Below are 26213 nucleotides of genomic sequence, written 5' to 3' on the forward strand. Positions count from 1 at the left end.
TGCCAGCCGAGCCTGCTTCCTGGAGCTGGGCAGTGACTCGGCTCGAGGTTCGGTGTTAGTGCCGCGTGCCGGAGGCGAGCAGGGCTTCGTGTTTCCCGAGCCGGGCCGGAATGCCGATGATGCGCCCCAGGGACTGAGGTTTCGCGAGCCGCGCATGGGCCGCCTTCATCACGGCGAGATTGGCCGCGATGTCGTCCGGAAAGGGACAGACCTTGCGTGTCGTCATGTCCACGTGGAGGAACAATGCCTCCAGGCTGGCGGCGACCCAGCCTTCCTCCGCATGGCGGATTTCCATGTAGCAATGGATGCGCTTTTCGTCGCAATCGACGAGTTGAAGGGTCACCCGAGCCGGATCGCGGGCCATCAGCTCGCGCCTGTAGAGAGCATGGGTCTCGGCGGCGAAGAAGGAGGCTTTGCGCTCCTCCATGTATTCGCGACCCAGGCCCACGAGGCCAAGGGCCTCGTCCGAGGCACGGTCGAACATCACGTGGTAAAAGGCCATGTTCAGGTGGCCGTTATAGTCGATCCAGTTTGGCTCGACCCGCATCGTGGACGACACGAAGGGGGCGAAGAAGAACACGGGAGTCTTCCTCTCCATGGTCAGTTCTCTCCCTCAGCGCCGATCGCGACCATCAGCCCTCCATCACGGGATAGGAATGTTAGCACGTATCCGCCGGCCGTGCATAGGCTTTTCGCCCCATCTGCCTCTCAGAGTATTGCGTTAGGGCAGGTTTTGGTAGGTATGGATAACGAGAACCGCAACCGGAAACTGCACAGCCATCATGAACGCTCCCCTCTCGCCCATGCGCCCCAAGCCATCGGAAGCCGCCATTTCCTCCCTTGCGGCAGAACTCTCCAGCCGTTTCGGTGACCGTGTGGCAACCTCCGCCGCCGTGCGGGAGCAGCATGGGCACACGCTCACCTGGGTGAAGAACCAGCCGCCGGACATCGTGGTCTATGCGCGCACGACCGAGGAGGTGTCCGAGATCGTGAAGCTCTGCGCGGCCAAGGGCGTTCCGATCATTCCGTTCGGCACGGGCACGTCCCTCGAAGGCCACGTCAATGCGCCCAACGGCGGCGTCTGCATCGATCTGAGCCTCATGACGGCGATCATCGCGGTCCACGAGGAGGATCTCGACTGCGTGGTCGAGGCGGGGGTGACCCGCAAGGCCCTCAACGAGTTCCTGCGGGACAAGGGGCTGTTCTTCCCCATCGATCCGGGCGCAGACGCGTCCATCGGCGGCATGGTGGCGACCCGCGCCTCCGGCACCAACGCGGTCCGCTACGGCACGATGAAGGATGTGGTGCTCGCGCTGACGGTGGTGCTGCCGAACGGCGAGATCGTCAAGACCGCGAGCCGCGCCAAGAAGAGCTCGGCAGGCTACGACCTCACCCGCCTGATGATCGGCTCGGAGGGCACCCTCGGCATCATCACCGAGATCACCCTCAAGCTTCATGGCATTCCGGAGGCCATCTCGGCCGGGATCTGCCCCTTCCCGACGGTGAAGGCCGCCTGCGACGCGGTGATCATGACCATCCAGTCCGGCATCCCGGTGGCGCGCATCGAGCTGCTCGACGAGGTCCAGGTGAGGGCGGTGAACCTACATTCTAAGCTCGCCCTGCCGGAGAGTCCCCTGCTTCTGCTGGAGTTCCACGGCACCCATGCCGGCGTGCAGGAGCAGGCCGAGCGCTTCGGGGACATCGCGGCTGAATTCACCGATCAGCCCTTCGAATGGGCCACGAAGCCCGAGGAGCGCTCGCGCCTCTGGCAGGCCCGGCACGATGCCTATTGGGCTGCGCGCGGCCTTCGTCCCGGCGCGCAATCGGTCGCGACGGACGTCTGCGTGCCGATCTCCCGCCTGGCGGAATGCGTCGACGAGACGAAGCGCGACATCCTGGCCAGCGGCATGATCGCTCCCATCGTGGGCCATGTGGGAGACGGCAACTTCCACGTTCAGCCCCTGGTGAACGCGGATGACCCTGCGGAAGTCGCCGCCTGCGAGGCTTTCGTGGACCGCCTGGTCAAGCGCGCGGTCGCCATGGAAGGAACCTGCACGGGCGAGCATGGCGTGGGCCAGAAAAAGATGAGATATCTGGAAATCGAGCACGGAGAGGCCGCGCTCGACCTCATGCGCGTCTTGAAACGGGCGCTGGACCCGCACAACATCATGAATCCGGGTAAGATCGTTGCGCTTTGACGGTGGAAGGAGCGCCCGGTGTGCTCCCGATCGCATGATCGATAGGCTAGAGAGCTAGAGTGAAACGGAGAAACCAACCCTCTTGCGCGATTTCCTGACGATCATCGCTGCCATCGTGATCCTGATCCTGGCGATTGCCGTCGCGGCCCCTCCTTTCATCGATTGGAAGGATTACCGCGAGACCATCGACGGGATGATCTCGCGCGCGTCCGGCACGGAAGCCCGGACGGAGGGGGAAATCTCGATCCGCCTCCTGCCCGAGCCAAGGATCATTCTCGATCGCCTGCGGCTTGGCGGCAAGACGCCGGATTCTCCTACCCTCACGGCAGACGATGTCCTGGCCGAAATCGCCCTGACGCCGCTCCTGCGGAGCGAGGTGCGGTTCACCGAGACCCGGGTCGGCCGGGCCGATATCCTGGTCCCGGTCTCCGGGAAGGGCGACTGGCGCCTGCCGCCCGACCTCGTCTCCGGCAGCGCGCGCGGCCGTGAATGGGCCATCGACAGCCTCAGTATCGGCCAGCTCCTGGTCACCACCCAGGCGGCCACGACGGGCCATACGAACCAGGCCTTTGCGGAAAACGTCCAGATCGAGGGGGAGAGGCTCATCGGCCCCTGGCGGGTCGAGGGCACCACGGCCGGCGTTCCCTTCCGGCTGGTCACGGGCGAACTCGCCGAGAACAAGACCGTCCAGGTCAAGCTCACGGGGGGCGGGGACGTCTATCCGCGCTTCGATATCGAGGCGCGTCTTGCCCTGGACAATCCGTCGCCGGGAACCACCATTCCGGACGTCGCCGGCAAGGCCAAGGTGCTGTTCGGGCCTCCGGCGCAGATTGCCGCCGCGGGCATTCCCATCCCGATCGCGGTGGAGACGGATTTCAAGACCGCCGACGGCGTGGTGGCGCTGGAGGGCGTCAACCTGGAAGCGGGCGAGGGCGGGGCGAGCCTGCGGATGACCGGCACGGGCAGCATCGGCATCACGGATCCCCGCATCGCCTTGAAGCTCGAGGGACGGCGGCTCGATGCCGACAGCTTCGTCCTGTCCTCCAACGGCCGGGACTTCGCCTCTCGTCTCAAGGAATGGTCTCTGCCTCCCGTCTCCGTTCCGATCGATCTCGATCTCAAGATCGACAGCATCGGCCTGGGGCAGGAGGACCTGACGAACGCCAGTCTCCGCCTGTCGGTCGAGCGTGGAAAAGCGCGCGTCGAACGCATCGAATTCCATGCGCCGGGCGAGACGCGCGTCGCGCTCGAAGGTCAGCTCGGCTTGACGACGCAGGGCGGCATCGAAGGTAAGGTGGCATTGGCCTCCAACGCCTCGGACCGGCTCGCACGCTATCTCAACCGGATCAAGATCCGCTCGCCGTTCCTCGACATGCTCGACGGGCGCCCGGTCGAGGCGTCGTCCGACGTGGTCTTCAGCAATCCCGTCCTGTCCCTCAACCGGATGCGTGTGAAGATCGGCGATGCCATCACGACGGGCAACCTGCGCTACACCACGCCCGAAGCCGACGAGCGCGGCAAGCTCGAGGCGCAGATCGCGATCCAGAACCTCAATCTCGATCAGCTGCCGCAGGTCTCCAGCGTCTTCGACGCGACCCGGAACGTCGATGTCGGGTTCATCCTCGAAGCGCGCGGCGTCAGCGCGGGAAAGAGCTCCGCGAACGGCCGCATCACGGCACGCGTTCTCTCCGACGGGCAGGCGTTGCTCGTCGAGAATCTCGACATCGTGGATCTCGCGGGTGCCAACGCCCGGGTGAGCGGGCGCATCGCGCCCGACGGCTCGGGCAGCATCAACGGCAAGGTGACGGCGCAACGCGCCGCGCCCCTCATCGACCTGATCGGGAGCGTATGGATCGGCGGCGTTTCCAAGCTGGTGCCGTATTTCCTGCGTGAGGGCGCCCTCGACGTGCAGGTCGGATCCGAGCGCGTGGCTCCGCCTGCGGGCTCGACGGAACTGCGCCTGCGCACGACCATGAAGGGCACCGCGGCAGGCGGCACCATCGAGGGCAGCGTCGACTCCGTCGATGGCCGCACCGAGAGCCTCAACCTTTCGCTCGCGACCGGGAACACGGGGCGTTGGGTGAACCGCACCAACATGGCGGGGCTTGCCCGTCCGTCCCGGATCGACCTGCGCGGCACCCGCGTCGGCTCCGGTCAGTTCAACGTCACCGTCGCAGGCGACGTCGCGGGCGCACAGATCAGCACCCTGAGGCCTTTCGCCTTGAGCGAGAGCGACGACGTCGTGGACAGCGGCGAGGCGGAATTCGTGACGGCGGACGTCACGCCGTTCATGCTGCTTCTGGGCGACGGTGCCGGAGTGAAGGCCCCTGTGCCGGTCAAAGCGCGCGTGACGCTGGGGCGCGTGCGCGACGCGAGCCATCTCGACGTCACGGGACAGGTCGCGGGCAATGCCGTGCAGGCGAGCCTCAATGTCCGCTCCCGCTCGGAGATCGACGGCGAGGTCTCCCTCGACAGGCTTTCCTTGCCCTGGCTGTCGGCGGCCCTCGCGTTGAACGTCCCGGGCGATCCGAACGCCACCGCCATCTGGTCCAACGCGAGGTTCGGGCAGAGCGGCCGTCTCGTGAGCGGCGGGCAGGTGACGTTCCGGATCGGCGCGCTCGATCTGGGGCGCGGCATCCAAGGCACCCGCGCGAGCTTCGTGCTCGAGGCGCAGCCGGACGGCATCTCCGTCCGCAATCTCGACGCCAGTATCGGCTCCGGCCGTCTGACGGGCTCCACGACGATCACGCGCCAAGGGGCCACGGCGACGGTGGTCGGCGAGGGCGCTCTCGATAGCGTGCCTCTCTGGGCTGTGGTTGGGCCGACACCCATCGAGGCGCTTCTCTCGGGCAATCTGAGGTTCGGCACGGCGGGCGAGAGCATGTCGCAGCTTATCGCCGCACTCGGTGGGGCGGGCGATTGGAGGATTACGAGGCTGCGCGTCCCCTCCGCCGATCCCGCCGTGTTCGACCGGGCTCTCAGGCAGGCGCTCGCCGAAAACGAGCCTCTCGTCGAAGGCAAGGCCGAAGCCATCATCAATGCGGAGCTGGGGCGTTCAGCTCTCCTCGCGCAAACGGTCACCACGTCGGCGGCGATCGTCGGCGGATCGCTGCGGCTTTCGCCCTTCGTGGTCGAGAGTGGACCCTCGACCTGGCAAGGCGCGGTGACGTTCGACCTCAAGACGCTCGAACTCGACGCGCGCGGGTCCCTCGTGGCCAGAACGTCGCCGGCGGGCTGGTCCGGTGCTCCTCCGTCCATCGGGCTGGGCTGGCGCGGCCTGCTCGCAAATCCGGTGCGTGACGTCGATGCAGGCCCGTTCCGCAACGGGCTCGCGGCCATCGTGCTCAAGCGCGAACTCGAAAAGATCGAGGCCTTCGAACGGGCCGCCGCCGAGCGCCAGCGCCAGATCCAGGCGCAGCAAGAGGCGGAGCGGCAGCGGGCGCGGGCGGCCGCCGAAGAGGCCGCACGCCAGGCCAGGGCGCAGGCCGAGGCCGAAAGGGCGCGCCTCGATGCGGAGCGGCTGCAATCCGAGCAGCAGCGGCAGCCGGAGGGCCGGACGCCAGCGACCCCGCAGACGTCGCTGCCGCCCCTGAATCCTCCGGTCGAGCTGGGTGCGCCCCCGTCCGTCTACGGCAACCCTGAGCGGTAAGGACAGTTCTTGGAGTGACGGCGCTCTGAAACCGTCCTCAGCGATTGCGCAGATCCATCAGCACGAACACCCGAATGGCGGAGGAGAGGTTCTGCTCCCCGCGTTCGGCGTCGATGCGCCCGATCAAGGCCTGGAGGGAGAGCTTTTCGCGTTCGGCGATCTCGCGCAGGACCTGCCAGAACGCTTCCTCGAGCGAGATGCTGGTCCGGTGACCGGCAATCGAGACGGAGCGCTTGAGGATGCCCGCACCCATTCAAGGCGTCTCTTCGTCGTCGCGTTTGTGGGAGTCGATCCGGCGCTGCGCCAGCTCCCGCTCGGCCTTGGTCAGGTTCTTCTCCGCCTTCGTGCGGCCGAAGGCGATGCGGTTCTGCTCGGCGCGGGCCTCTTTCTCGGCCCGCGCCTTGTGCTTGCGCGCCTGGCGCAGATTGATGATCTCGGCCATGCGCGGGAGCCTATCTCATTCGCCCGGCTGAAGCATCGTCTCGGGACGAACGACGGCCTCGAAATCCGCTTCGGAGACACCGGCCTTGAGGGCCTCTTCCTTCAGCGTCGTGCCGTTCTTGTGAGCGGCCTTCGCGATGGCGGCGGCCTTGTCGTAGCCGATGGTCGGAGCCAGCGCCGTCACGAGCATCAGGGAGCGCCCCATCAGCTCCGCGAGACGCTCCTTGTTCGGCTCGATGCCGACGACGCAGTTGTCGGTGAAGCTGATCGCTCCGTCCGCGAGAAGGCGGATCGACTGCAGAACGGCGTTCACGATCACCGGCTTGAACACGTTGAGCTCGAAATGGCCCTGGCTGCCGGCGAAGGTCACCGTGGTCTGGTTGCCCGCCACCTGGCAGCACAGCATCGTCATGGCCTCGGCCTGGGTGGGGTTCACCTTGCCGGGCATGATCGACGAGCCGGGCTCGTTCTCGGGCAGCGAGATCTCGCCGATGCCCGACCGCGGGCCGGAGCCCATCAGGCGGATGTCGTTGGCGATCTTGAACAGTCCGGCGGCGAGGCTCGCCAGCGCGCCGTGCGTGTAGACGAGCGCGTCGTTGGAGGCGAGCGCCTCGAACTTGTTGGTCGCCGAGGTGAAGGGCAGGGCTGTCAGCTCCACGACCTTAGCGGCGAAGCGGTCCGCGAATTCCGGATGGGCATTGAGGCCTGTGCCGACGGCGGTGCCGCCCTGGGCCAGCGCGTAGATGCCGGGCAGGGTCTGCTCGATGCGGGCGATGCCGAGGCGCACCTGCGCCGCGTAGCCGGAGAATTCCTGGCCGAGAGTGACCGGCGTCGCATCCTGCAGGTGCGTGCGACCGATCTTCACGAGGTCCTTGAAGGCCTCGGACTTCGCCTCGAGAGCCTTGAGCAGGTGCTTGAGGGCCGGGAGAAGGCGGTCGTTGATCTCGCGTGCCACGGCGATGTGCATGGCGGTGGGGAACGAGTCGTTCGACGACTGGCCCATATTCACATGGTCGTTGGGGTGAACGGGCTTCTTGCTGCCACGCTCGCCGCCGAGGCGCTCGATGGCGAGGTTCGAGAGCACCTCGTTCATGTTCATGTTTGACTGGGTGCCCGAGCCGGTCTGGTAGACCACCAGCGGGAACTCGCCGTCATGCTTGCCCTGCACCACGTCCGCGGCCGCCGAGGCGATCGCGTCGGCCAGACGGGGATCGAGCTTGCCGAGATCCTTGTTCACGAGCGCGGCGGCTTGCTTCACAATGGCCAGCGCGTGGACGAGGGGGAGCGGCATCCGGTCCGTGCCGATGCGGAAATTCTGGAGAGACCGCTGCGTCTGAGCGCCCCAGAGCTTGTCGGCGGGAACTTCGATGGGGCCGAAGGTATCTGTTTCGGTGCGGGTTGAGGGCGACATCCTGACCTCTTTCGATGGAGTTGCGTGTTCTTATCTCAAACTCAGGCTCTCGCAACAGCGAAGGCCGCATGAAAGTGGTGTAAATTCGGATGACCGACACCCTGAACGCCCCCCTGTTTCGACCGCCGGCCCCGAAGCCAAGGACGGAGCCGCTCGGGACCTTGGCCTTTTTGAGGGCCGTGCGTGAAAACCCCATCACCACCTGGATGGAGCAGCACTTCGAGGAGCTGGTCCTCACGGGCGATGGAGCCCTCGGTCGCCTGACCGTGGTGCACGACCCTGCCATTATCCGCCATGTCCTTCTCGACAATGCGGCCAATTACCGGAAAGACGACCTTCAGGTCCGGATCCTCGCTCCGGGCCTGGGGCGCGGTCTCGTCACCGTCGAAGGCGAGGAGTGGAGGCTTCAGCGGCGCACCATCGCGCCACTCTTTACGCCCCGCAATGTCGGGAGCTTCTTCCCGGCCATGACCGGCGCGTCGGAGCGCCTCATCAGGCGTTGGCGAAGACGCCCGGAAGGCCGCGTGGTCGATGCCTCGCTGGAGATGACCCGCGTCACCCTCGATGTGCTGGAACGGACGATCTTCACGCATGGGGTGAAGCGCGACCCGGATGCCCTCGGGCGGGCGATCACGCGCTACTTCAACAGCCTGGGGCGAGTCGATCCCCTCGACATCTTTGGGTTCCCGGACTGGATTCCGAGAATCGGCCGCTGGCGTGCCAGACCGGCCATCCGTTTCTTCGAGGAGACCGTCAACGAGCTCATCACAACCCGAAAGGCACTGCTTGCCCGCGGAGAGCCTGCTCCGCGGGATCTGCTGACCCTTCTCCTGGAGGCGTCGGATCCGGAAACCGGGAAGGGGCTGAGCGATACCGAGGTGCGGGCGAATATCGTGACCTTCATCGGGGCGGGGCACGAGACGACTGCCAATGCGCTGTCCTGGTCGCTCTATCTGCTGTCTCAGGATGAGCGGGTCCGCACCCGGATCGAGCAGGAGGCGGACGAGGTGTTGGGGCAGGGGCCATTCGAGCCTCACCATCTCGAGCGGCTCGTCTATACGCGCGCGGTCATCGATGAGGCGATCCGCCTCTACCCGCCCGCCCCCTATATGAGCCGGACCGCGATCCAGGATGATCAGGTCGGGAGCCTGCATATTCCGGCCGGCTCGATGGTGGCGATCGCGCCCTACGTCCTACATCGGCACCGGAGGCTGTGGGACCAGCCCGACGCCTTCAGGCCCGAGCGGTTCCTGCCGGAGGAGAAGGCCCGGATCGACCGCTTCGCCTACCTGCCGTTCGGGGCTGGTCCCCGGGTCTGCATCGGAGCGAGCTTCTCGCTGCAGGAGGCTGTCGTCGTGCTGGCCACCATCGTGCGGACGGTGCGGCTCGATCTGGTCGAGGGGCACGAGGTCATGCCCCAGCAAAGAATTACCCTGAGACCGAAGGGAGGCCTGCCGATGCGCCTGACGTATCGCTCGCCGTGAGGGACGGCAAACCGGCACTCCTCATGCACGGCGGCCATTCCGGTCCGGGGAGGGTATTCAGAGCGGGACCGCGAGCGGTCAGTTCTTCTTGCGGAAGGCGTCGAGGCTCACGACCTCGGCGCTGCCGGAGGAGCCCGCGTCGGCCGCATCCGGCTTGGGGTTCGACTTGGGGGCGGAGGGTGTCTCGCTCGGCCTCTGCTCGACCTTGGCCGGAGCTTTCTCGGGCGCCGGTTTCTTCTCCGCGGCCGGGACAGGCTTGCGCGGCTGCTTCAGCTCTACCGGCTCCGAGGGAGGGCGGATCGGCTGCGGGGCAGGGGGAGCCTCGGCGATTTCCTCCTCCTCGTCGTCCTGGCCGTCGAACTTGAGGCCGAATTGGACCGAGGGGTCGAAGAAGCCGGTCAGCGCATCGAACGGAATGAGCAGCCGCTCGGGAACGCCGGAGAAGGAGAGACCCACCTCGAAGGTGTGCTCGGTGACGTTCAGATCCCAGAACTGATGCTGGAGGACGATGGTCATCTCCTGAGGATACTTCTCGCGCAGGCGGTTCGAGAGGCGAACGCCGGGAAAGTCCGTCTGGAAGGAGATGTAGAAATGGTGCTCGCCCGGAAGGCCGTCCTTGCCGGCATCGATCAGCACTTTGCGCACGACGCCCTTCAGCGCGTCCTGCACCAGAAGATCGTAGCGGATCAGGTCTTTTCCGGCCATAGGCGATCCCTATTGAGAGATTGAAGTGGAGGCTTCTGTTGCCAGGTGCCTCCGAACCCCGCCTAACGGTGCTACCCGCTAGGGCTTTGAATCGGCTTTGGGGACTGCTTACGCAGCCACCGCGACCGGAGCATAGTTGTCGTTGGCAACTATTGAATCGGCCCGATATCGGCGGAACCATGCCGAGCGAAAGTCTATCCTTTACGCCCTCGTCGATCCTATTTCGCCCCCGCCGAAGCCCAAGTCGATCTTGAGCTTTGGTGGAGGCGCCGGGTACCGCCCCCGGGTCCGATGGGTTTATTCCGATAGCCGTTTATCGCCATAGCCGACCTTGCGGCCGGCAAACCCAATATAGGTGCCGCCGATCGAATTTGAAAGAGCGGGGATAACCCGAAAGGGGGGGAAAAGTGACTCGGCAACGGCGAGGGCGATGTCCTATCATTGAGACAGGAGCACCTCATGCAAGCCTATCACGATCTTCTCCGCCGCATCATGGACGAGGGCGTCCGCAAGGACGACCGCACCGGAACCGGGACGATTTCCGTCTTCGGCCATCAGATGCGCTTCGATCTGAGCCAGGGCTTTCCGCTCGTGACGACGAAGAAGCTGCACCTGCGCTCGATCATTCACGAGCTGCTCTGGTTCCTGAAGGGCGACACCAATATCCGCTACCTGCAGGAGAACGGCGTCACCATCTGGGACGAATGGGCCGACGAGAACGGCGATCTCGGGCCCGTCTACGGCAAGCAGTGGCGCTCCTGGGCGAAGCCCGACGGCGGCACGGTCGACCAGATCCGGTGGGTGCTCGACGAGATCCGCCGCAATCCCGATTCCCGCCGCCTGATCGTCTCCGCCTGGAACCCGGCGGATCTCGACCGGATGGCGCTCGCGCCCTGCCACTGCCTGTTCCAGTTCTACGTGGCGGAGGGACGGCTGTCGTGCCAGCTCTACCAGCGTTCGGCCGACGTGTTCCTGGGCGTGCCCTTCAACATCGCTTCCTACGCGCTGCTCACGCATATGATGGCGCAGGCCACCGGCCTGCAACCGGGGGATTTCGTGCATTCCTTCGGCGACGCGCATCTCTACCTGAACCATCTGGACCAGGCGCGCCTGCAGCTCTCGCGGGAGCCGCGCGCCCTGCCGAAGCTGCGCCTCAACCCGGCGGTCCGGTCGCTGTTCGAGTTCACGTTCGACGACATCGCCATCGAGGGTTACGATCCCCATCCCGCCATCAAGGCGCCGGTTGCGGTCTGATGCTCATGAACAGGCGCGAGGCGATCGAGAGCGCCGTCCGGGTTCTGGCTCCGCGGATCCCGAAGCATGAGTTCGAATCCGTGACCGATCACGCCCTCGGCAGCCGCGGCCTTCACACGGCCTCGCCGGAAACCGCCGCCTGGCTCTCCCTGACGGCCTTTATCCGGCACCGGCTCACCGATTACGACACTCTTCTCGATGACGGTTACGACGTGGAGAGCGCCCGCTTCTTCGTGCTCGACGACATGAATGCCATTCTCGAGGAATGGGGCTCGCCCCGCCGTGTCCAGGCCGAGGACGAGGCGGATTGAACAGGCGGTATTTTAGAGTTCCAGTGCAAGTTTCCGTATAAGCGATGACCCTGACGATCCGCAAAGCCGAGGAGCGCGATGCCGCGCTCGTCTTTTCCTTCATCCGCGACCTCGCGGAATACGAGCGCCTGGCGCACGAGGTCGACGCGACCGAAGCCGACGTGGCGCAGGCGCTCTTCGGACCGAATCCGCGCGTCTTCGCCGACATCGCCGAGTGGGATGGGAAGCCCGCGGGCTTCGCCCTGTGGTTCTACAATTTCTCCACCTTTCGGGGGCGCCACGGCATCTATCTCGAGGACCTGTTCGTGCGGCCGGAGTTTCGCTCCCGGGGCGTCGGCAAGGCGCTGCTGAAGCATCTCGCGCGCCGTTGCGTGGCGGAAGGCTTGGCGCGCCTCGAATGGTGGGTGCTCGACTGGAACGAGCCCGCCCTGAGGTTCTACCGCTCCATCGGGGCGGCGCCGATGGACGAGTGGACGGTGCAGCGCGTGACAGGGGAAGCCCTTGTTCAATTGGCGGAGGCCTGATGGCGATTTCCCTCATTCTTGTGGTGGCCGTAGCCGAGAACGGCGTGATCGGGCGGGATAACCAGCTTCTCTGGCGCCTCCGGACGGATCTGAAGCGCTTCCGCGAACTCACCATGGGCAAGCCCATGATCATGGGCCGCAAGACGTACCAATCCATCGGCAAGCCTTTGCCGGGGCGGGAAACGATCGTGCTGACGCGTGATTCCGGCTTCTCCGCGCCGGGCGTTCACGTCGTTCACGGGTGGGCCGAGGCGGTTGCCAGGGGCGAGGAACTGGCCAGGAGGATGGGAACCGACTCGGTTGCCGTCGTGGGAGGCGCCGAGATCTACAAGCTCGCCTTGCCGGAGGTGGGGAAGATTTACCTCACGGAGGTTGCGGCCGCTCCCGAGGGGGATGCGTTCTTCCCGCCAGTGGATCGTACACTCTTTCGTGAGGTGGCGCGGATTCCGCACCCCAAGGGACCGGACGACGAGCATCCGTTTACCTTTATTGACTTCGAAAGGCGCTCCTGACCGATCCCCAGGTTGACGAACGACTCTCGAATCCCCAATTCGCAGGCTTGACAGGCGGAAGAGACAACACCCAAAAACCGTCTCAAGTGTCCCATCGGCTGTCCGAGCCGGTTTATTCAGAGTGAGGAAAGGCGTCCTATGCCTTGGAGCAACCAAAGCGGCGGCGGCGGCCCCTGGGGGCAGCGTGGCGGATCCGGCGGCGGCAAGAGCCCCTGGGGTTCCGGCGGCCCGCAGGGCAACGGCAATCCACCGGACCTGGAGGATATCCTCCGCCGGAGCCAGGATCGCCTCAAGGATTTCATCCCGGGCGGCTCCATGGGCGGCAAGGGCCTGATCCTTCTCGTGCTCGGCGTCATCGCGATCTGGCTTCTGACCGGCTTCTACACGGTGCGGCCCAACGAGGTCGGCATCAACATGATCTTCGGCCGCTACAGCAGCACCAGCGGCGAGGGCCTGCGGTACAACTATCCCTATCCGATCGGCCGGGTGATCCGGCCCAACGTGACGGCGCAGCAGCGGGTCGAGGTGGGCTATCGCTCCACGGCGACCGGACAGGGCCGCCCTCGCGACGTGATCGAGGAAAGCCTGATGCTCACCGCCGACGAGAACATCGTCGACATCGATTTCGACGCGGTCTGGCAGATCAACCCCGCCCGCCCGCAGGATTACGTGTTCAACCTGCAGAACCCCGACGGCACCATCAAGTCCGTGGCCGAGAGCGCCATGCGCGAGGTGATCGGCCGCCGCAACATCCAGGCCATCCTCACTACCGAGCAGGCCAGCATCGCCCAGGAGGTCCGGCAGATCATGCAGGAGGCGCTCGATGCCTATGGCGCCGGCGTGCTCATCAACGTGGTTCAGCTTCAGGCCGCCCGTCCTCCGTCCGAAGTCCAGCAGGCCTTCTTCGACGTGAACGCCGCGCAGCAGGACGCCGTGCGCGTGCAGAACGAGGCGTCCGCCTATGCCAGCCGCGTCGTGCCCGAGGCGCGCGGCGAGGCGGCCCGCACGGTCCAGCAGGCCGAAGCCTATCGCGAGCAATCGGTGGCCGACGCCACCGGTCAGGCCGCACGCTTCCGTCAGGTCTATGAAGAGTACCGCAAGGCTCCCGACGTGAGCCGCGAGCGCATCTTCCTCGAAACCATGGAGCGGGTCTTCGGCAGCGTGGACAAGATCATCGTGGACCAGAACGGGCAGGGCGTCGTGCCGTTCCTGCCGCTCAACCAGCTTCCGCAAACCCAGAACAACCCGAACAATCAGGGGACCACGCGATGAATAACCCCGTCCTTCGCACCGGCCTTCTGATCCTTCTGGTTCTGGTCGCCATCGTCCTCTACAGCTCGATCTTCATCGTCCAGCAGACGCAATACGCGCTTGTGCTCCGCTTCGGCGCGGTGCAATCGGCGATCTCCGAGCCGGGCCTGAAGTTCAAGGTGCCGCTGATCGACGCCGTCACCTTCTTCGAGAAGCGCGTGCTCGATCTCGACCTGCCCGTGCAGACGCTCCTGTCCGCCGACCGGCAGAACCTGGAGGTTGACGCCTTCACCCGTTATCGCATCGTCGATCCGCTGCGCTTCTATCAGGCGGTCGGCACCATCGCTCTGGCCAATCAGCGACTGCAGAGCTTCACCAACTCGGCCATGCGCAACATCCTCGCCAGCGCCTCGCGCGACGCCATCGTGCGCACCGATCGTCCGCAGCTGATGGATCGCATCCAGGAGGATGTGAACCGGCAGGCCGGCAGCCTGGGTATCGAGATGATCGACGTGCGCCTGACCCGCGTCGATCTGCCCACCGCCAACAGCCAAGCGGTTTATCAGCGCATGCGCACGGAGCGCGAGCGCGAGGCGGCCGATCTGCGCGCGAACGGCAATCAACAGGCGCAGACGATCCGCGCCCGGGCCGAGCGCGAGGCCACGATCATCCGTGCGGAGGCGAACCAGCGGGCCGAGGAACTGCGCGGCCAGGGCGATGCGGATCGCAACCGGATCCTCGCCGAAGCCTTCGGCCAGGATCCCGAGTTCTTCGCCTTCTACCGCTCCATGCAGGCCTACGAGGCGAGCCTGAAGGGCACCGGCACCCGTCTGGTTCTGAGCCCGGACTCGGAGTTCTTCCGCTACTTCAGCGGGTCGGTCAGGCCCAATGGTGGCGCTCCTGCAACCCCGGCCCCCCAGCCGGCTCCCGCACAGTAAAAGCCTGATGTTGGACTTGATTGCAGCCCTCGGCCTCGCTCTTGCGGTCGAGGGCATTTTATTTGCAGCATTCCCCGAGGGGATGCGCCGCGCCATGTACGAGGCCGCGCACTCTCCGGCCGACCGGATGCGTCTCGTGGGCATCGTGTCGGCGTTCATCGGCCTGGGCATCATCTGGCTGGCGCGGTGGCTCGCTTGAGGCAACGGCCCAGCTTCCGCCGCATTCGCGGCTTGAATGACGCGCAGGAACCACAATCTATATGGAATTCTCCAAGAGAGGGTTTTCGATGACAAAAGCCACGAATGCGCTGGCGCTCTCCGCAACGGCGCCGTCTCGGCGCCCCCTGCGCCGCCGACTGGCCGCGTCCTTTTTCGCAGCCATGACGTTTGTCGCGGTCGCCGCGCCGCTTCCCGCCACAGCCCGCTCGGCCCCGGAATCCTTCGCCGATCTGGCCGAGGAGGTGACCGGCGCCGTGGTGAACATCTCGGCCTCGACCACCGTCGAGGCCCGGAACCGCACCCTGCCTCAACTCCCGCCCGGAACACCGTTCGAGGATCTCTTCGAGGAGTTCTTCAACCGCCGCGGCCAAGGCAACGGCGACGGCGCTCCCTCCCGGCCGCGCAGCTCGAACTCGCTGGGTTCAGGTTTCGTGATCGATGCGTCGGGCATCGTGGTCACCAACAATCACGTGATCGGCGATGCCAACGACATCAGCGTGATCTTCTCGGATGGCACGCGCCTCAAGGCCGAGATCGTGGGTAAGGATTCCAAGGTCGATCTCGCGGTCCTGCGCGTGAAGCCCGACAAGCCCCTCAAGGCCGTCAGGTTCGGCGATTCCGACGCCATCCGCCCCGGCGACTGGGTGATGGCCATCGGCAATCCCTTCGGTCTCGGAGGCTCGGTCACGGCCGGTATCGTGTCGGCTCGCGGCCGCAACATCGAATCCGGTCCCTACGACAACTACATTCAGACCGACGCCTCGATCAACAAGGGCAATTCCGGCGGTCCGCTGTTCAACATGAACGGCGAGGTCATCGGCATCAACACGGCGATTCTCTCGCCCACCGGCGGCTCGGTTGGCATCGGCTTTGCCGTTCCCGCCTCGACCGCCGCGCCGGTGATCGACCAGCTGCGTCAGTTCGGCGAGACCCGCCGCGGCTGGCTCGGCGTGCGCATCCAGAACGTGGACGACGCCACCGCCGAAGCCCTGAGCCTCGGCACCGCCCGCGGCGCGCTGATCGCCGGCATCGACGACAAGGGCCCGGCCAAGCCCGCCGGCATGGAGGTCGGCGACGTCATCGTCAAGTTCGACGGCAAGGACGTGAAGGATTCCCGCGACCTGCCCCGCATCGTCGCCGCCACGCCCGTGGGCAAGGAGGTCGACGTGACCATCGTCCGCAAGGGGCAGGAGATGACCAAGAAGGTCACCCTGGGCCGCCTCGAGGATGGTGAGAAACAGGCCGCCCTGCAGCAGCCTCCCGCGGAAGCGCCCACGGTAACGCGCCAGGCGCTCGGCCTCAGCATGTCCGGCATGACGGACGAGCTGCGCCGCCGCTTCAGCCTGAAGGACGACCTGAAGGGCGTGGTGATCACGCGGGTGGACCCCAACTCCTCCGCGTCCGACAAGCGCATCCAGGCCGGCGAGGTGATCGTCGAGGTCAACCAGGAGCCGGTGACGAACCCCGCGGACGTGGCCAAGAAGATCGATGATCTCAAGGCGCAGGGACGCAAGTCGGCGCTGCTCCTGGTGTCCAACGCACAGGGCGAGGTCCGCTTCGTGGCCCTGTCGATCGAGTAAACAATCGAATGGCCTAAGAGAAAGGCGGCTGCGGCCGCCTTTTTCATGGCTGCTATGTTCTTAATAAAGAACGTTTCGGTTGACATAAAGTCCCGTCTCGGGGCATCTGGCGTCACTGCATCCCATCGTGAGCCGCGATCACGGCTTGCGGAGCCAATGACGAATTCCGATGACCCAGAATGTTTTTCCCGTCCCGGCCAGCCTGCAAGGATCAGCGCATGTGAATGCGCAAGCCTATGAGCGGCTCTACCGTCAATCCATCGACGATCCGGAGGGGTTCTGGCGCGAGGAGGCGCAGATCCTGGACTGGGCGAAGCCTTTCACGCGGGTCAAGAACACCCGCTACTCGCCCGAGGATGTCACCATCGAATGGTTTGCCGACGGGCAGTTGAACGCTTCGTACAACTGCCTGGATCGTCACGCCCACGCTCGCGGCGGCGACGCGGCGATCCTGTGGGAGGGCGACAATCCCGGCGAGACCAAACGGATCACATGGAGCGAGCTGCACCGTGAAGTGTCCCGGCTCGCCAATGCGCTGAAAAAGCTCGGCGTGAAGAAGGGCGACTTCGTCAGCGTCTACCTGCCGGTCGTCCATCAGTCGATCGCCGCGATGCTCGCCTGCGCGCGCATCGGCGCCGTTCATTCGGTCGTGTTCAGCGGCTTCTCGTCGGAGGCTCTCGCGGGCCGCATCGAGGATTGCCGATCGCGGGTCCTGATCACCGCCGACGAGGGCATGCGCGGGGGCAAATACGTTCCGTTGAAGAAGAACGCCGATGCGGCGTTGGAGAACCTTCCTTTCGTCGAGCACGTGCTCGTGGTTCGCCGCACGGGGCGCGACGTCCCCATGAAACCCGGGCGCGACCTTTGGTACGACGAGGCATTGGCCGAGGCGTCCGACGTCTGCGAACCGCTCGCCGTCGGCGCGGAGGATCCGCTCTTCGTGCTCTACACCTCGGGATCAACGGGCAAGCCGAAGGGGATGCTGCACACCACGGGCGGCTATCTCGTCCATGCGGCCGCGAGCTTCAAGGCCATGTTCGACTACCACCCCGGCGACGTCCATTTCTGCACGGCGGATGTGGGCTGGGTGACGGCGCACACCTACCTGATCTACGGCCCGCTCGCGAACGGCGCGACGATCGTGCTGTTCGAGGGCGTGCCCACATGGCCCGACACCTCGCGCTGGTGGCAGATCGTCGAGCGTTACCGGGTCAACATCTTCTACACCGCGCCGACGGCGATCCGTTCGCTGATGCGCGAAGGGGAGGGGCCGGTGCGCAAGCACGATCTCTCGTCGCTGAAGATCATGGGTTCGGTCGGCGAGCCCATCAATCCCGAGGCATGGCTCTGGTACCGCGAGGTCGTGGGCGGCGGGCGCTGCCCCATCGTCGATACCTATTGGCAGACGGAGACGGGGGCCGTGCTCCTGTGCCCGCTGCCGGGTGCGACCGCCCTCAAGCCCGGCTCCGCGACCAAGCCGTTCTTTGGCGTCCGCCCTGCCTTGCTTGGCGCCGACGGCACGATCGTGGAGGGCGAGGGAAGTGGCAGCCTGTGCTTCGCGGATTCCTGGCCGGGACAGGCGCGCACGATCCTCGGCGACCGCGAGCGCTTCCTCAAGACCTATTTCAGCGCCTATCCGGGCTTCTACTTCACGGGTGACGGCGCGCGCCGCGATGCGGACGGCGACTACTGGATCACCGGCCGCCTGGACGACGTGATCAATGTGTCCGGCCATCGTCTCGGCACGGTGGAGGTCGAGGCCGCCCTGGCGTCGCATCCCTCCGTGGCGGAGGCGGCAGTGGTGGGCGTTCCCCACGACATCAAGGGACAGGGTATCTTCGCCTTCGTGACCCTGAAGGAAGGCGTTGCCGAAAGCCCGGATCTGCGACGCGAGCTCGTGCAAGTGGTGCGCGCCCGCATCGGTCCCATCGCCACGCCCGACCGCATCGAATGGGCCGCGCAACTGCCGAAGAACCGTTCGGGAAAGATCCTGCGGCGCATTCTGACGCGCATTGCAGCGGGCGACTTCGAGAACCATGGCGACACGACCACCGTGGCGGATCCCACCGTGGTTGCGGAGATCGTGAGACGGATGAAGGCGCAGGCGCCGGCAAGCTGAGCATCACGCGTTTGTCACAATGATCCTGTCCAATCGGAGCCCGTCGGATACCGGAGAGGCCGCGCGAACAGCACCCTCCGGGCTCCGTCATCCACCGCGTCCTTGCTTTCAGTATCCCGTAGCCAATCCGATGAAGCCGAGATGAGGCCACAGCCCCGGCCGTGACGGCCGAGCGCGCGAATGAGCGGCCCGTTTCCATGAAGGGGCGTCAGGAGCAGAGCAGCCATGAGCACGATCACGACCAGCGACGGCACGCAGATTTTCTACAAGGATTGGGGGGCGGGCCAGCCCATCGTCTTCTCGCACGGATGGCCGCTGAGCGCGGATGCCTGGGACGCGCAGATGCTCTTCTTCGGGGAGCGCGGCTACCGGGTCATCGCGCATGACCGGCGCGGGCACGGGCGCTCGACCCAGACCTGGGCCGGCAACGACATGGACACCTATGCGGACGATCTCGCGGCGCTGATCGACCATCTGAACCTGGAGAACGCCGTTCTGGTCGGGCACTCGACCGGCGGGGGCGAGGTCACCCGCTATCTCGGACGCCACGGGACGAGGCGTGTCGCCAAAGCCGTGCTGGTGGGCGCGATCCCGCCGCTGATGCTCAAGACCGATGCCAATCCGCAAGGCACGCCTATCGCGGTGTTCGACGACATTCGGACAAACACCGCTCTCAACCGGCCGCAATTCTTCTACGATCTCCCGACCCCGTTCTACGGCTTCAACCGGGAGGGAGCGGCCGTTCACGAGGGCCTGCGCCTGGCGTTCTGGCTGCAGGGCATGCAGGCGGGCATCAAATCCGCCTATGACTGCATCAGGCAGTTCTCGGAGACGGATCTCACGGACGATCTGAAGAGAATCGACATACCGACGCTGGTCGTGCACGGCGACGACGATCAGATCGTGCCGATCGCGGCATCGGCCATGCTCTCGTCGAAGATCCTCCCGAACGCGACGCTGAAGGTCTATCCGGGCGGATCGCACGGCCTGGCGCAGATTCAGGTCGAAGAGTTCAACAACGACCTTCTCGCCTTCATCCAAGGTTGATGCGGTGTGTTGCGGCGTCAAGCCGAGGCCGCAACGATTTCCTCCGCCCGGTAGCCCTGCGCGTAGAGCAGCGCCGTCAGATCGGCATGGTCGATCCGCGCATGGGCGGCCGCTGCGACCGCCGGCTTCGCCCGGAAAGCGACGCCGAGGCCCGCCTCTCCCAGCATGGCGAGATCGTTGGCGCCGTCGCCCACCGCCATGGTCTCGTGATGCGCGAGGTTGAAGCGGGAGCGCAGCTCGACGAGCGTCGCGAGTTTCGCCTCCCGGCCCAGGATCGGCTCCTCGACGAGACCGGCCAGCCTCCCGCCGTTGAGGATCAGGTGGTTCGAGCGGTGTTCGTCGAAGCCGATCTTCGCCCCGACAGGGCCGGTGAACAGGGTGAAGCCGCCGGATACGAGGCAGGTATAGCCGCCATTCGCCCGGATGGTCCGCACCAGCGCCGGCCCGCCGGGGGTCAGGGTGATCCGCTTCTCGATGATCTCGTCGACTACGCGGACCGGCAGGTTCTTCAAAAGAGCGACACGCTCGCGCAAGGCCGGCTCGAACGCGATCTCGCCGCGCATGGCGCGCTCGGTGATCTCCGAAACCTCCGCCTTCAGGCCCACGTAATCGGCCAGTTCGTCGATGCATTCCTGGCCGATCATGGTGGAGTCCATATCGGCCAGGAACAGGCGCTTGCGGCGGGTGGCGAGGGACTGCACCACGATGTCGACAGGCTCGCCCTCGAGCGCCGTGCGCAGGGAGGCCTCGACGGCCTTGGCCGCGGCGGGGGCGGCGACGATAAGGTCGGCCGCGATTCCCCTTGCCAGAACGGTGCGTTCCGTCTCATGTCCCAGCGCGCGCGCCGCGTCTGCCACGAGTTCGTCCGTCACCACGGGCTGGGACGGGTTGGCGATCAGAGTCGCGACGAGGAATTCTTGAGAAGACGCCATGGGAGACCGGGCCGTGAATGAGGGTGGGATCGGAGCGGTTCTCATTGCAGGACCGACCGCGTCAGGCAAGTCCGCCTTGGGCGTCAAACTGGCTCAAGAACTCGACGGGGTGGTGATCAATGCCGATTCGATGCAGGTCTATCGCGACCTGCGGGTGATCACGGCCCGTCCGACGCCCGAGGAGGAGACCGAGGCGCCCCACCGTCTCTACGGCCATGTGGATGCCGCCGTGAACTTCTCCGTCGGGCGCTACGTGGCCGATGCCGCCCGGGTTCTCCAGGAGATCCAGGGCCGCAAGCTGCCGATCCTGGTGGGAGGGACGGGGCTCTACTTCAAGGCTCTGACCGAGGGTCTGTCGGACATCCCGTCCGTTCCGGAGGAGGTTCGCGAGAGCATCCGGCAGGAAAGCGACGGCTTGGAGACGCCAGAGCTTCACCGCCTCCTGTCGGAGCGCGATCCTGAAACGGCGCGGACTCTGCGGCCGTCGGACCGGCTGCGGGTGCAGCGAGCCCTGGAGATCTTCGCGGCCACCGGCCGGCCGCTCGTGTCCTTCCACGGAGCCCGCCAGCCAGGTCCCCTGGGCGGCCTGCCCGTCATCAAGCTCTTTCTGGCCCCCGAGCGGGAGGACCTGCGCCGGCGCATCGACCGGCGCTTCCTCGACATGATGGAGCGGGGCGCCCTCGACGAGGTGAGGGCTTTGGGCGAGCGGAACCTCGATCCCATGCTGCCTGCCATGCGGGCCCACGGTGTTCCAGGCCTCCTGGCCCATCTGCGCGGCGAGATCTCCCTCGACGAGGCCATCGTCAGGGGCCAGGGAGACACCCGCCGCTACGCCAAGCGCCAGTTCACGTGGTTCCGCCACCAGCTGCCGGATTGGCAATGGGTGGAGCCGGAGAGGGGCTTCGAAGCGGTGATCGCCCGGCTCAATGCGCCAAGCTGCCCGTGAGCATCTGGTAGAAGGTGATGAAGATCTCGAACACGATCAGGAGCACGATGATCAGTTCGAGGCGCAGCGAGCGCTCCGTGTCGATGATGTCGGTCAGCGCCTGGGCCGTATCGCCCAGAACCTCCAGCTTGCGGTGGAGGGCGGCAGCGCGCTCCTTCAGCTCGTATTCGTCCTCCAGGCGCGCATAGAGGCGCTCGAGATCGGGCCTGTCCCACAAAACGTCGGGCTTTTCCTCGACGGCGACGCCGCCCGACATACGCTGGCGGACGAGGAGCGCCTGGCCGACCTGCTTCAGGATCTTGCGGCGGTCGCGCGGGCGGCGGCCTTTCAAGGCGAGGTGCTGGACGGAGGGCTCCACCAGCTCGAAGGCCGCCGAGGCCTCCCGCTCGTCGCGGGCGAGTGTCGCGCTCTTGGAGAGCGCGTCGGCGATGACGATGAGCCGCTCCGTGGAGAGCTTCTTGATGTAGATCGGGCCGCCCGGGGGAATCTGGTCATCCCGCTCGGGCGAGATCTCGATGATGGCCGTCTCCTCCTCGTGACGGGCGAACTCGCCCTGGATGCGCTGACGCAGCCCCCGGATGACCTCGTCCTCCTCCAGAGGCGTCAGGCCGACAAGAACGGCCACGCCGTAACGGAACAGCGCCACGAAGCCGTCCTGGCCGGCCCGGAAGGCGAGGGGGGTCGTGGACAGAACATCGCTGCGCTCTAGGCCAGCCACGTCCAGGCGGTCCCCCAGGAGCAGGGCGCGGGCGGTCAGCCTTTGATTTTGCATGGGAAGGCCGGTGGAGGAGATCGGATCGGTCATGGTCATACGACTAAAATAGGACGCCCGGAACAAAAGCTAAGCCGGTCGCGACAATGCAAGGCTGCTTGACCGAATGGAATCGATCGGTTAGCGTTTTCGCAACTTTTGAACCGAGAGCTGCATTGATGCGCAAGCTTATTCTCGTAGTACGAGCGCCATCGACGGAGCGGGATTGATCCCCGCAGGTCCGGCGATGGCGCACAGGCCCCTCAGGGGCCTTTTTTATTGCCTGAAACACTAGAACGACGCAGACAAGCACAAGAGACCCGACGGAGCCAAATACTATGAGCGAGACGATGACCGGGGCCGAAATGGTGATCCGAGCCCTCCAGGACCAGGGGGTCGAGCATGTCTTCGGTTATCCGGGCGGTGCGGTTCTTCCCATCTACGACGCGCTCTTCCACCAGGAGAAGGTGCGCCACATCCTCGTCCGTCACGAGCAGGGCGCCGTTCACGCCGCGGAAGGTTATGCCCGCGCTTCGGGCAAGCCGGGCGTGGTGCTGGTGACTTCGGGCCCCGGGGCGACCAATGCCATCACGGGCCTGGCCGACGCGATGATGGATTCGATCCCGCTCGTGTGCATCACCGGTCAGGTTCCGACCCATCTCATCGGCTCGGATGCGTTTCAGGAATGCGACACGGTCGGCATCACGCGCCACTGCACGAAGCACAACTACCTGGTCAAATCGATCGAGGACCTGCCGCGCGTTCTGCACGAGGCCTTCTACGTGGCGCAGAACGGACGGCCCGGTCCAGTCGTCGTGGACCTGCCGAAGGACGTCCAATTCAAGATCGGCGCCTATTTGCGCCCCTTGAGCAACCAGCACAAGACATACCGCCCGACCGTGAAGGGCGACATGAATCACATCCGCGCCGCCGTCGAGCTGATGGTGAATGCCAAGCGTCCCGTGTTCTATACGGGCGGCGGCGTCATCAATTCAGGCCCGCAGGCCGCGGCGCTGCTGCGCGAGCTCGTGCAGCTCACGGGGTTCCCCATCACCTCGACCCTGATGGGCCTCGGCGCCTATCCGGCCTCCGGCAAGCATTGGCTCGGCATGCTGGGCATGCACGGCACCTACGAGGCCAATCTCGCGATGCACGAATGCGACGTGATGATCAATATCGGAGCACGCTTCGACGACCGCATCACGGGCCGCCTCGACGCCTTCTCGCCCTTCTCCAAGCGCATCCACGTGGACATCGATCCGTCCTCCATCAACAAGACCGTGAAGGTGGACATTCCGATCGTGGGTGATTGCGCGCATGTGCTGGAGGACATGCTGCGCCTGTGGCGCCAGGGTGCGAAGCAGGCGGACAAGATCGCCCTGCAGGAATGGTGGGGCAAGATCGAAGGCTGGCGCTCGCGCAACTGCCTTGCGTACAAGAACTCCCAGGAAAGCATCAAGCCGCAATACGCGGTCCAGCGCCTTTACGAACTCACCAAGGATCGTTCGCCCTACATCACGACTGAGGTCGGCCAGCACCAGATGTGGGCGGCCCAGTACTTCAAGTTCGAGGATCCGAACCACTGGATGACGTCCGGCGGCCACGGCACCATGGGCTATGGCCTGCCGGCCGCCGTCGGCGCGCAGCTCGCACATCCCGGCTCCCTGGTCATCGACATCGCGGGCGAGGCCTCGATCCAGATGATGCTCCAGGAGATGTCGACGGCGCTGCAGTACAACCTGCCGATCAAGGTGTTCATCCTGAACAACGAGTACATGGGTATGGTGCGCCAATGGCAGGAGCTGCTGCATGGCGGGCGCTACTCGCAGAGCTATTCGGAATCGCTGCCCGACTTCGTGAAACTCGCTGAAGCCTATGGTGCCGTCGGCATCCGCTGCGACAATCCCGGCGATCTCGATGCCAAGATCATGGAGATGATCAATGTCAACCGGCCGGTGATCTTCGACTGCGTCGTCGACAAGACCGAGAACTGTTTCCCGATGATCCCGTCGGGCAAGGCCCACAACGAGATGCTGCTCAACGACTATCTCGGCGAGACCGGGGCCGATATCGGCTCCGTGATCGACGAGAAGGGCAAGATGCTGGTGTGATTGGAAAGAGTCTGACCATGCCGACCCTCGTCATCGCCAACAAATGCTACTCGTCCTGGTCGCTGCGCCCATGGCTGCTCATGAGGCAGCTGGGCGTCGCCTTCGACGAGGTTCTGATCCCTCTCGATCTGCCCGACACGAAAGAGAAGGTGCTCAAGCATTCGCCCGCCGGCAAGGTGCCGATCCTCATCGACGGCGACGTGACCGTCTGGGAGAGCATCGCGATCATGGAGTACGTGAGCGAAGCTCTTGGGGCGCCCGTGTGGCCGCAGGACCGCAGGGCCCGCGCCATGGCGCGCTCCGTCGCGGCGGAGATGCATGCGGGATTCTCTGCCCTGCGCAGCGCCTGCCCGATGAACCTGGGGCGGAAATTTGCCCGGAAGGATCGCGGCGAGTCGGTCGCGCGCGATGTGGCGCGCTTCTCCGAGATCGTTCACCAGGCGCGTGAGCGCTTCGGGGTGGACGGGCCGTTTCTTTTCGGCGCGTTCTCGGCGGCGGACGCCATGTATGCGCCGCTCGCAACGCGCCTCGACACCTATTCCTTCTCTCTCGACGCCGGCACGCGCGCTTACGTCGACGCGATCCTCTCGCTCCCTGCCTTCCAGGAATGGCGGAGAGCGGCGCTGGAGGAGAGCTGGATCGTCGCGGCCGACGAGGTCGACGAAGAGGCGATCGAGAATTTCCGCAAGGCAGCCTAAAGCCCCAATATCAACGCCGGACAACACCCATGCTCCAGATGAAAACCCACTACCCCGATGCGCACCGTATCGAGCCGGCCAAACGGCACACCCTTGCGGTGGTCGTCGACAACGAGCCGGGCGTTCTCGCCCGCATCGCCGGCCTCTTCTCGGGCCGCGGCTACAACATCGAGAGCCTGACCGTCACAGAGACGGAGCACGAGGCGCATATCTCGCGCATCACCATCGTCACCACGGGGACGGACAGCATCATCGAGCAGATCAAGAGCCAGCTCGAGCGCCTCGTGCCGGTGCACCGGGTGGTGGATCTCACGCTGACCGGCGAAGCGGTGGAGCGGGAGTTGTGCCTCGTGAAGGTCGTCGGCAAGGGCGATTACCGCGTCGAAGCGATGCGTCTCGCGTCCGCCTTCGGCGCCCGGACCCTCGATGCGACGCTCACCTCCTTCGTCTACGAACTGACCGGCACGACCGGCGAAGTCGAACGCTTCATCAAGCTGATGACGGCCGTCGGGCTCGTCGAAGTGTCCCGCACGGGCGTTGCGGCGATGTCGCGCGGGGCCGAGGGAATCATGTGAGGGGTCAGCCCCTGAAGCTGTCCTCCTGCAGGAACGCTTCTTCCTCCGGAGTGCTCTCTCGCCCGAGGATGGCGTTGCGGTGAGGGAAGCGGCCGAAGCGGGCGATGATGTCGTGATGGTGGCGCGCCCACTTGATGGAGTCTTCCTCGCCGAGGGCTTCGTTCAAGGCCACCGAGCGCTCCTGGTGCCGGAGGGATTCGGAGTGCATGAAGGGCAGGTAGAAGAAACGGCGGAGCTCCGGCTCCACCTTCCGGTCGAACCCTCTCTCGATGGCGCGGTCCGCGGCCATCAGGGCGACGGGATCGGTCTTGTAGGTCTCGCGCTGCCCCCGGAACATGTTTCTCGGGAACTGATCGAGAAGGAGGATGACGGCGAGCGAACCCTCCGGGGTGAGCTCCCATTCGTTGAGGTCGCCCCGGGCGGCAGCCTCGTAGGTGAGCATGAAGCGGTCCCGGCAGGCCTGATCGAAGGCTTCGTCTTTCGAGAACCACTTGTCGGGGCCGGCCTCACGCCAGAAGGCAAGGACTTCATCGGGGGTGGCAAGGCGTTGCATGCGG

The 26213-nt window shown here is 65.5% G+C and carries 25 protein-coding genes and 1 other RNA gene; 17 read left to right on the plus strand and 9 right to left on the minus strand.

The annotated features are described in order from the left end of the window. Positions 1 to 55: 55 nt before the first annotated feature. Complete coding sequence (locus E4K09_RS09490) at positions 56 to 598, minus strand: thioesterase family protein (RefSeq protein WP_134496498.1); 543 nt, start codon at positions 596 to 598, stop codon at positions 56 to 58. 184 nt (positions 599 to 782) lie between these two features. Here E4K09_RS09490 and E4K09_RS09495 point away from each other — a divergent pair, with 184 nt between their 5' ends. Together E4K09_RS09495 and E4K09_RS09500 are read left to right on the plus strand one after the other, a co-directional pair. Further along, the gene (locus E4K09_RS09495; RefSeq protein WP_134496499.1) at positions 783 to 2198 is read left to right on the plus strand and encodes an FAD-binding oxidoreductase; all 1416 of its coding nucleotides are present in this window, start codon (positions 783 to 785) and stop codon (positions 2196 to 2198) included. Between the two features lie 82 nt (positions 2199 to 2280). Continuing rightward, positions 2281 to 5847, plus strand: coding sequence for an AsmA family protein (locus E4K09_RS09500; RefSeq protein WP_134496500.1), 3567 nt, complete (start codon positions 2281 to 2283; stop codon positions 5845 to 5847). 37 nt (positions 5848 to 5884) lie between these two features. Here E4K09_RS09500 and E4K09_RS09505 read toward each other — a convergent pair whose 3' ends face one another. Genes E4K09_RS09505 through fumC form a run of 3 tightly spaced genes read right to left on the minus strand, consistent with a single transcriptional unit; the run spans position 5885 to position 7699 of the window. Further along, positions 5885 to 6100 carry a ribbon-helix-helix domain-containing protein gene (locus tag E4K09_RS09505; protein WP_134496501.1) on the minus strand — a complete coding sequence of 72 codons (216 nt, stop codon included), beginning with the start codon at positions 6098 to 6100 and terminating at the stop codon, positions 5885 to 5887. Then, on the minus strand, positions 6101 to 6289 hold the full coding sequence (locus E4K09_RS09510) for a DUF4169 family protein (protein ID WP_134496502.1): 189 nt from the start codon (positions 6287 to 6289) through the stop codon (positions 6101 to 6103). 15 nt (positions 6290 to 6304) lie between these two features. After that, positions 6305 to 7699 carry a class II fumarate hydratase gene (fumC, locus tag E4K09_RS09515; RefSeq protein WP_134496503.1) on the minus strand — a complete coding sequence of 465 codons (1395 nt, stop codon included), beginning with the start codon at positions 7697 to 7699 and terminating at the stop codon, positions 6305 to 6307. An 89-nt stretch (positions 7700 to 7788) separates the two neighbouring features. Here fumC and E4K09_RS09520 point away from each other — a divergent pair, with 89 nt between their 5' ends. Continuing rightward, on the plus strand, positions 7789 to 9183 hold the full coding sequence (locus E4K09_RS09520) for a cytochrome P450 (RefSeq protein WP_134496504.1): 1395 nt from the start codon (positions 7789 to 7791) through the stop codon (positions 9181 to 9183). Between the two features lie 78 nt (positions 9184 to 9261). Here E4K09_RS09520 and E4K09_RS09525 read toward each other — a convergent pair whose 3' ends face one another. Continuing rightward, positions 9262 to 9888: an SspB family protein gene (locus tag E4K09_RS09525; RefSeq protein WP_134496505.1), complete on the minus strand. Its 627-nt coding sequence runs from the start codon at positions 9886 to 9888 to the stop codon at positions 9262 to 9264. A gap of 24 nt (positions 9889 to 9912) precedes the next feature. Continuing rightward, positions 9913 to 10269, minus strand: a transfer-messenger RNA (tmRNA) gene (gene ssrA, locus E4K09_RS09530). A gap of 78 nt (positions 10270 to 10347) precedes the next feature. On the opposite strand from ssrA, the gene E4K09_RS09535 reads away from it, so the two are divergent. From E4K09_RS09535 to E4K09_RS09580, 10 genes are all read left to right on the plus strand, one after another. Beyond that, positions 10348 to 11142: a thymidylate synthase gene (locus E4K09_RS09535; RefSeq protein WP_134496506.1), complete on the plus strand. Its 795-nt coding sequence runs from the start codon at positions 10348 to 10350 to the stop codon at positions 11140 to 11142. Beyond that, a complete protein-coding gene (locus E4K09_RS09540) occupies positions 11142 to 11453 on the plus strand; it encodes a DUF2293 domain-containing protein (RefSeq protein ID WP_425293829.1) in 312 nt (103 codons plus the stop codon). The genes E4K09_RS09535 and E4K09_RS09540 overlap by 1 nt, the downstream gene beginning before the upstream one ends. 44 nt (positions 11454 to 11497) lie before the next feature. Then, positions 11498 to 11977: a GNAT family N-acetyltransferase gene (locus tag E4K09_RS09545; RefSeq protein WP_134496507.1), complete on the plus strand. Its 480-nt coding sequence runs from the start codon at positions 11498 to 11500 to the stop codon at positions 11975 to 11977. After that, positions 11977 to 12489, plus strand: coding sequence for a dihydrofolate reductase (locus E4K09_RS09550; RefSeq protein ID WP_134496508.1), 513 nt, complete (start codon positions 11977 to 11979; stop codon positions 12487 to 12489). The genes E4K09_RS09545 and E4K09_RS09550 overlap by 1 nt, the downstream gene beginning before the upstream one ends. Before the next feature lie 138 nt (positions 12490 to 12627). Beyond that, a complete protein-coding gene (hflK, locus tag E4K09_RS09555) occupies positions 12628 to 13761 on the plus strand; it encodes an FtsH protease activity modulator HflK (protein ID WP_134496509.1) in 1134 nt (377 codons plus the stop codon). Beyond that, a complete protein-coding gene (hflC, locus tag E4K09_RS09560; RefSeq protein WP_134496510.1) occupies positions 13758 to 14678 on the plus strand; it encodes a protease modulator HflC in 921 nt (306 codons plus the stop codon). Before hflK ends, hflC begins: the two co-directional genes overlap by 4 nt. A 7-nt stretch (positions 14679 to 14685) precedes the next feature. Then, on the plus strand, positions 14686 to 14877 hold the full coding sequence (locus E4K09_RS09565; protein ID WP_134496511.1) for a DUF2065 domain-containing protein: 192 nt from the start codon (positions 14686 to 14688) through the stop codon (positions 14875 to 14877). Between the two features lie 109 nt (positions 14878 to 14986). Then, positions 14987 to 16477 carry a DegQ family serine endoprotease gene (locus E4K09_RS09570; RefSeq protein WP_425293834.1) on the plus strand — a complete coding sequence of 497 codons (1491 nt, stop codon included), beginning with the start codon at positions 14987 to 14989 and terminating at the stop codon, positions 16475 to 16477. A 169-nt stretch (positions 16478 to 16646) separates the two neighbouring features. After that, entirely contained in the window at positions 16647 to 18596 is a 1950-nt protein-coding gene (acs, locus tag E4K09_RS09575) for an acetate--CoA ligase (protein WP_134496513.1), read from the plus strand. Between the two features lie 225 nt (positions 18597 to 18821). After that, complete coding sequence (locus E4K09_RS09580; protein WP_134496514.1) at positions 18822 to 19643, plus strand: alpha/beta fold hydrolase; 822 nt, start codon at positions 18822 to 18824, stop codon at positions 19641 to 19643. Positions 19644 to 19660: 17 nt separating this feature from the next. Here E4K09_RS09580 and serB read toward each other — a convergent pair whose 3' ends face one another. Further along, the gene (gene serB / locus E4K09_RS09585; protein ID WP_134496515.1) at positions 19661 to 20575 is read right to left on the minus strand and encodes a phosphoserine phosphatase SerB; all 915 of its coding nucleotides are present in this window, start codon (positions 20573 to 20575) and stop codon (positions 19661 to 19663) included. On the opposite strand from serB, the gene miaA reads away from it, so the two are divergent. Then, positions 20574 to 21521: a tRNA (adenosine(37)-N6)-dimethylallyltransferase MiaA gene (miaA, locus tag E4K09_RS09590; protein ID WP_134496516.1), complete on the plus strand. Its 948-nt coding sequence runs from the start codon at positions 20574 to 20576 to the stop codon at positions 21519 to 21521. The two genes, serB and miaA, sit on opposite strands and share 2 nt — an antisense overlap. Here miaA and E4K09_RS09595 read toward each other — a convergent pair. Continuing rightward, positions 21499 to 22326 (minus strand): RMD1 family protein, encoded by an 828-nt coding sequence (locus tag E4K09_RS09595; protein ID WP_134496517.1) that lies wholly within the window; start codon positions 22324 to 22326, stop codon positions 21499 to 21501. The two genes, miaA and E4K09_RS09595, sit on opposite strands and share 23 nt — an antisense overlap. A 284-nt stretch (positions 22327 to 22610) precedes the next feature. On the opposite strand from E4K09_RS09595, the gene E4K09_RS09600 reads away from it, so the two are divergent. The 3 genes from E4K09_RS09600 to ilvN are packed head-to-tail and all read left to right on the plus strand — an operon-like array spanning position 22611 to position 25656. Then, on the plus strand, positions 22611 to 24383 hold the full coding sequence (locus E4K09_RS09600; protein WP_134496518.1) for an acetolactate synthase 3 large subunit: 1773 nt from the start codon (positions 22611 to 22613) through the stop codon (positions 24381 to 24383). 17 nt (positions 24384 to 24400) lie between these two features. Next, positions 24401 to 25081 carry a glutathione S-transferase family protein gene (locus E4K09_RS09605; RefSeq protein WP_134496519.1) on the plus strand — a complete coding sequence of 227 codons (681 nt, stop codon included), beginning with the start codon at positions 24401 to 24403 and terminating at the stop codon, positions 25079 to 25081. A 29-nt stretch (positions 25082 to 25110) separates the two neighbouring features. Further along, on the plus strand, positions 25111 to 25656 hold the full coding sequence (gene ilvN / locus E4K09_RS09610; RefSeq protein WP_134496520.1) for an acetolactate synthase small subunit: 546 nt from the start codon (positions 25111 to 25113) through the stop codon (positions 25654 to 25656). Positions 25657 to 25660: 4 nt separating this feature from the next. Here the strand turns inward: ilvN and E4K09_RS09615 are convergent, their stop codons facing one another. Beyond that, entirely contained in the window at positions 25661 to 26209 is a 549-nt protein-coding gene (locus E4K09_RS09615; protein ID WP_134496521.1) for a DUF924 family protein, read from the minus strand. Positions 26210 to 26213: the final 4 nt, after the last annotated feature.

Origin of the sequence: Microvirga pakistanensis (assembly GCF_004458765.1) — a bacterium.
In the GTDB taxonomy this organism is placed as follows: domain Bacteria; phylum Pseudomonadota; class Alphaproteobacteria; order Rhizobiales; family Beijerinckiaceae; genus Microvirga; species Microvirga pakistanensis.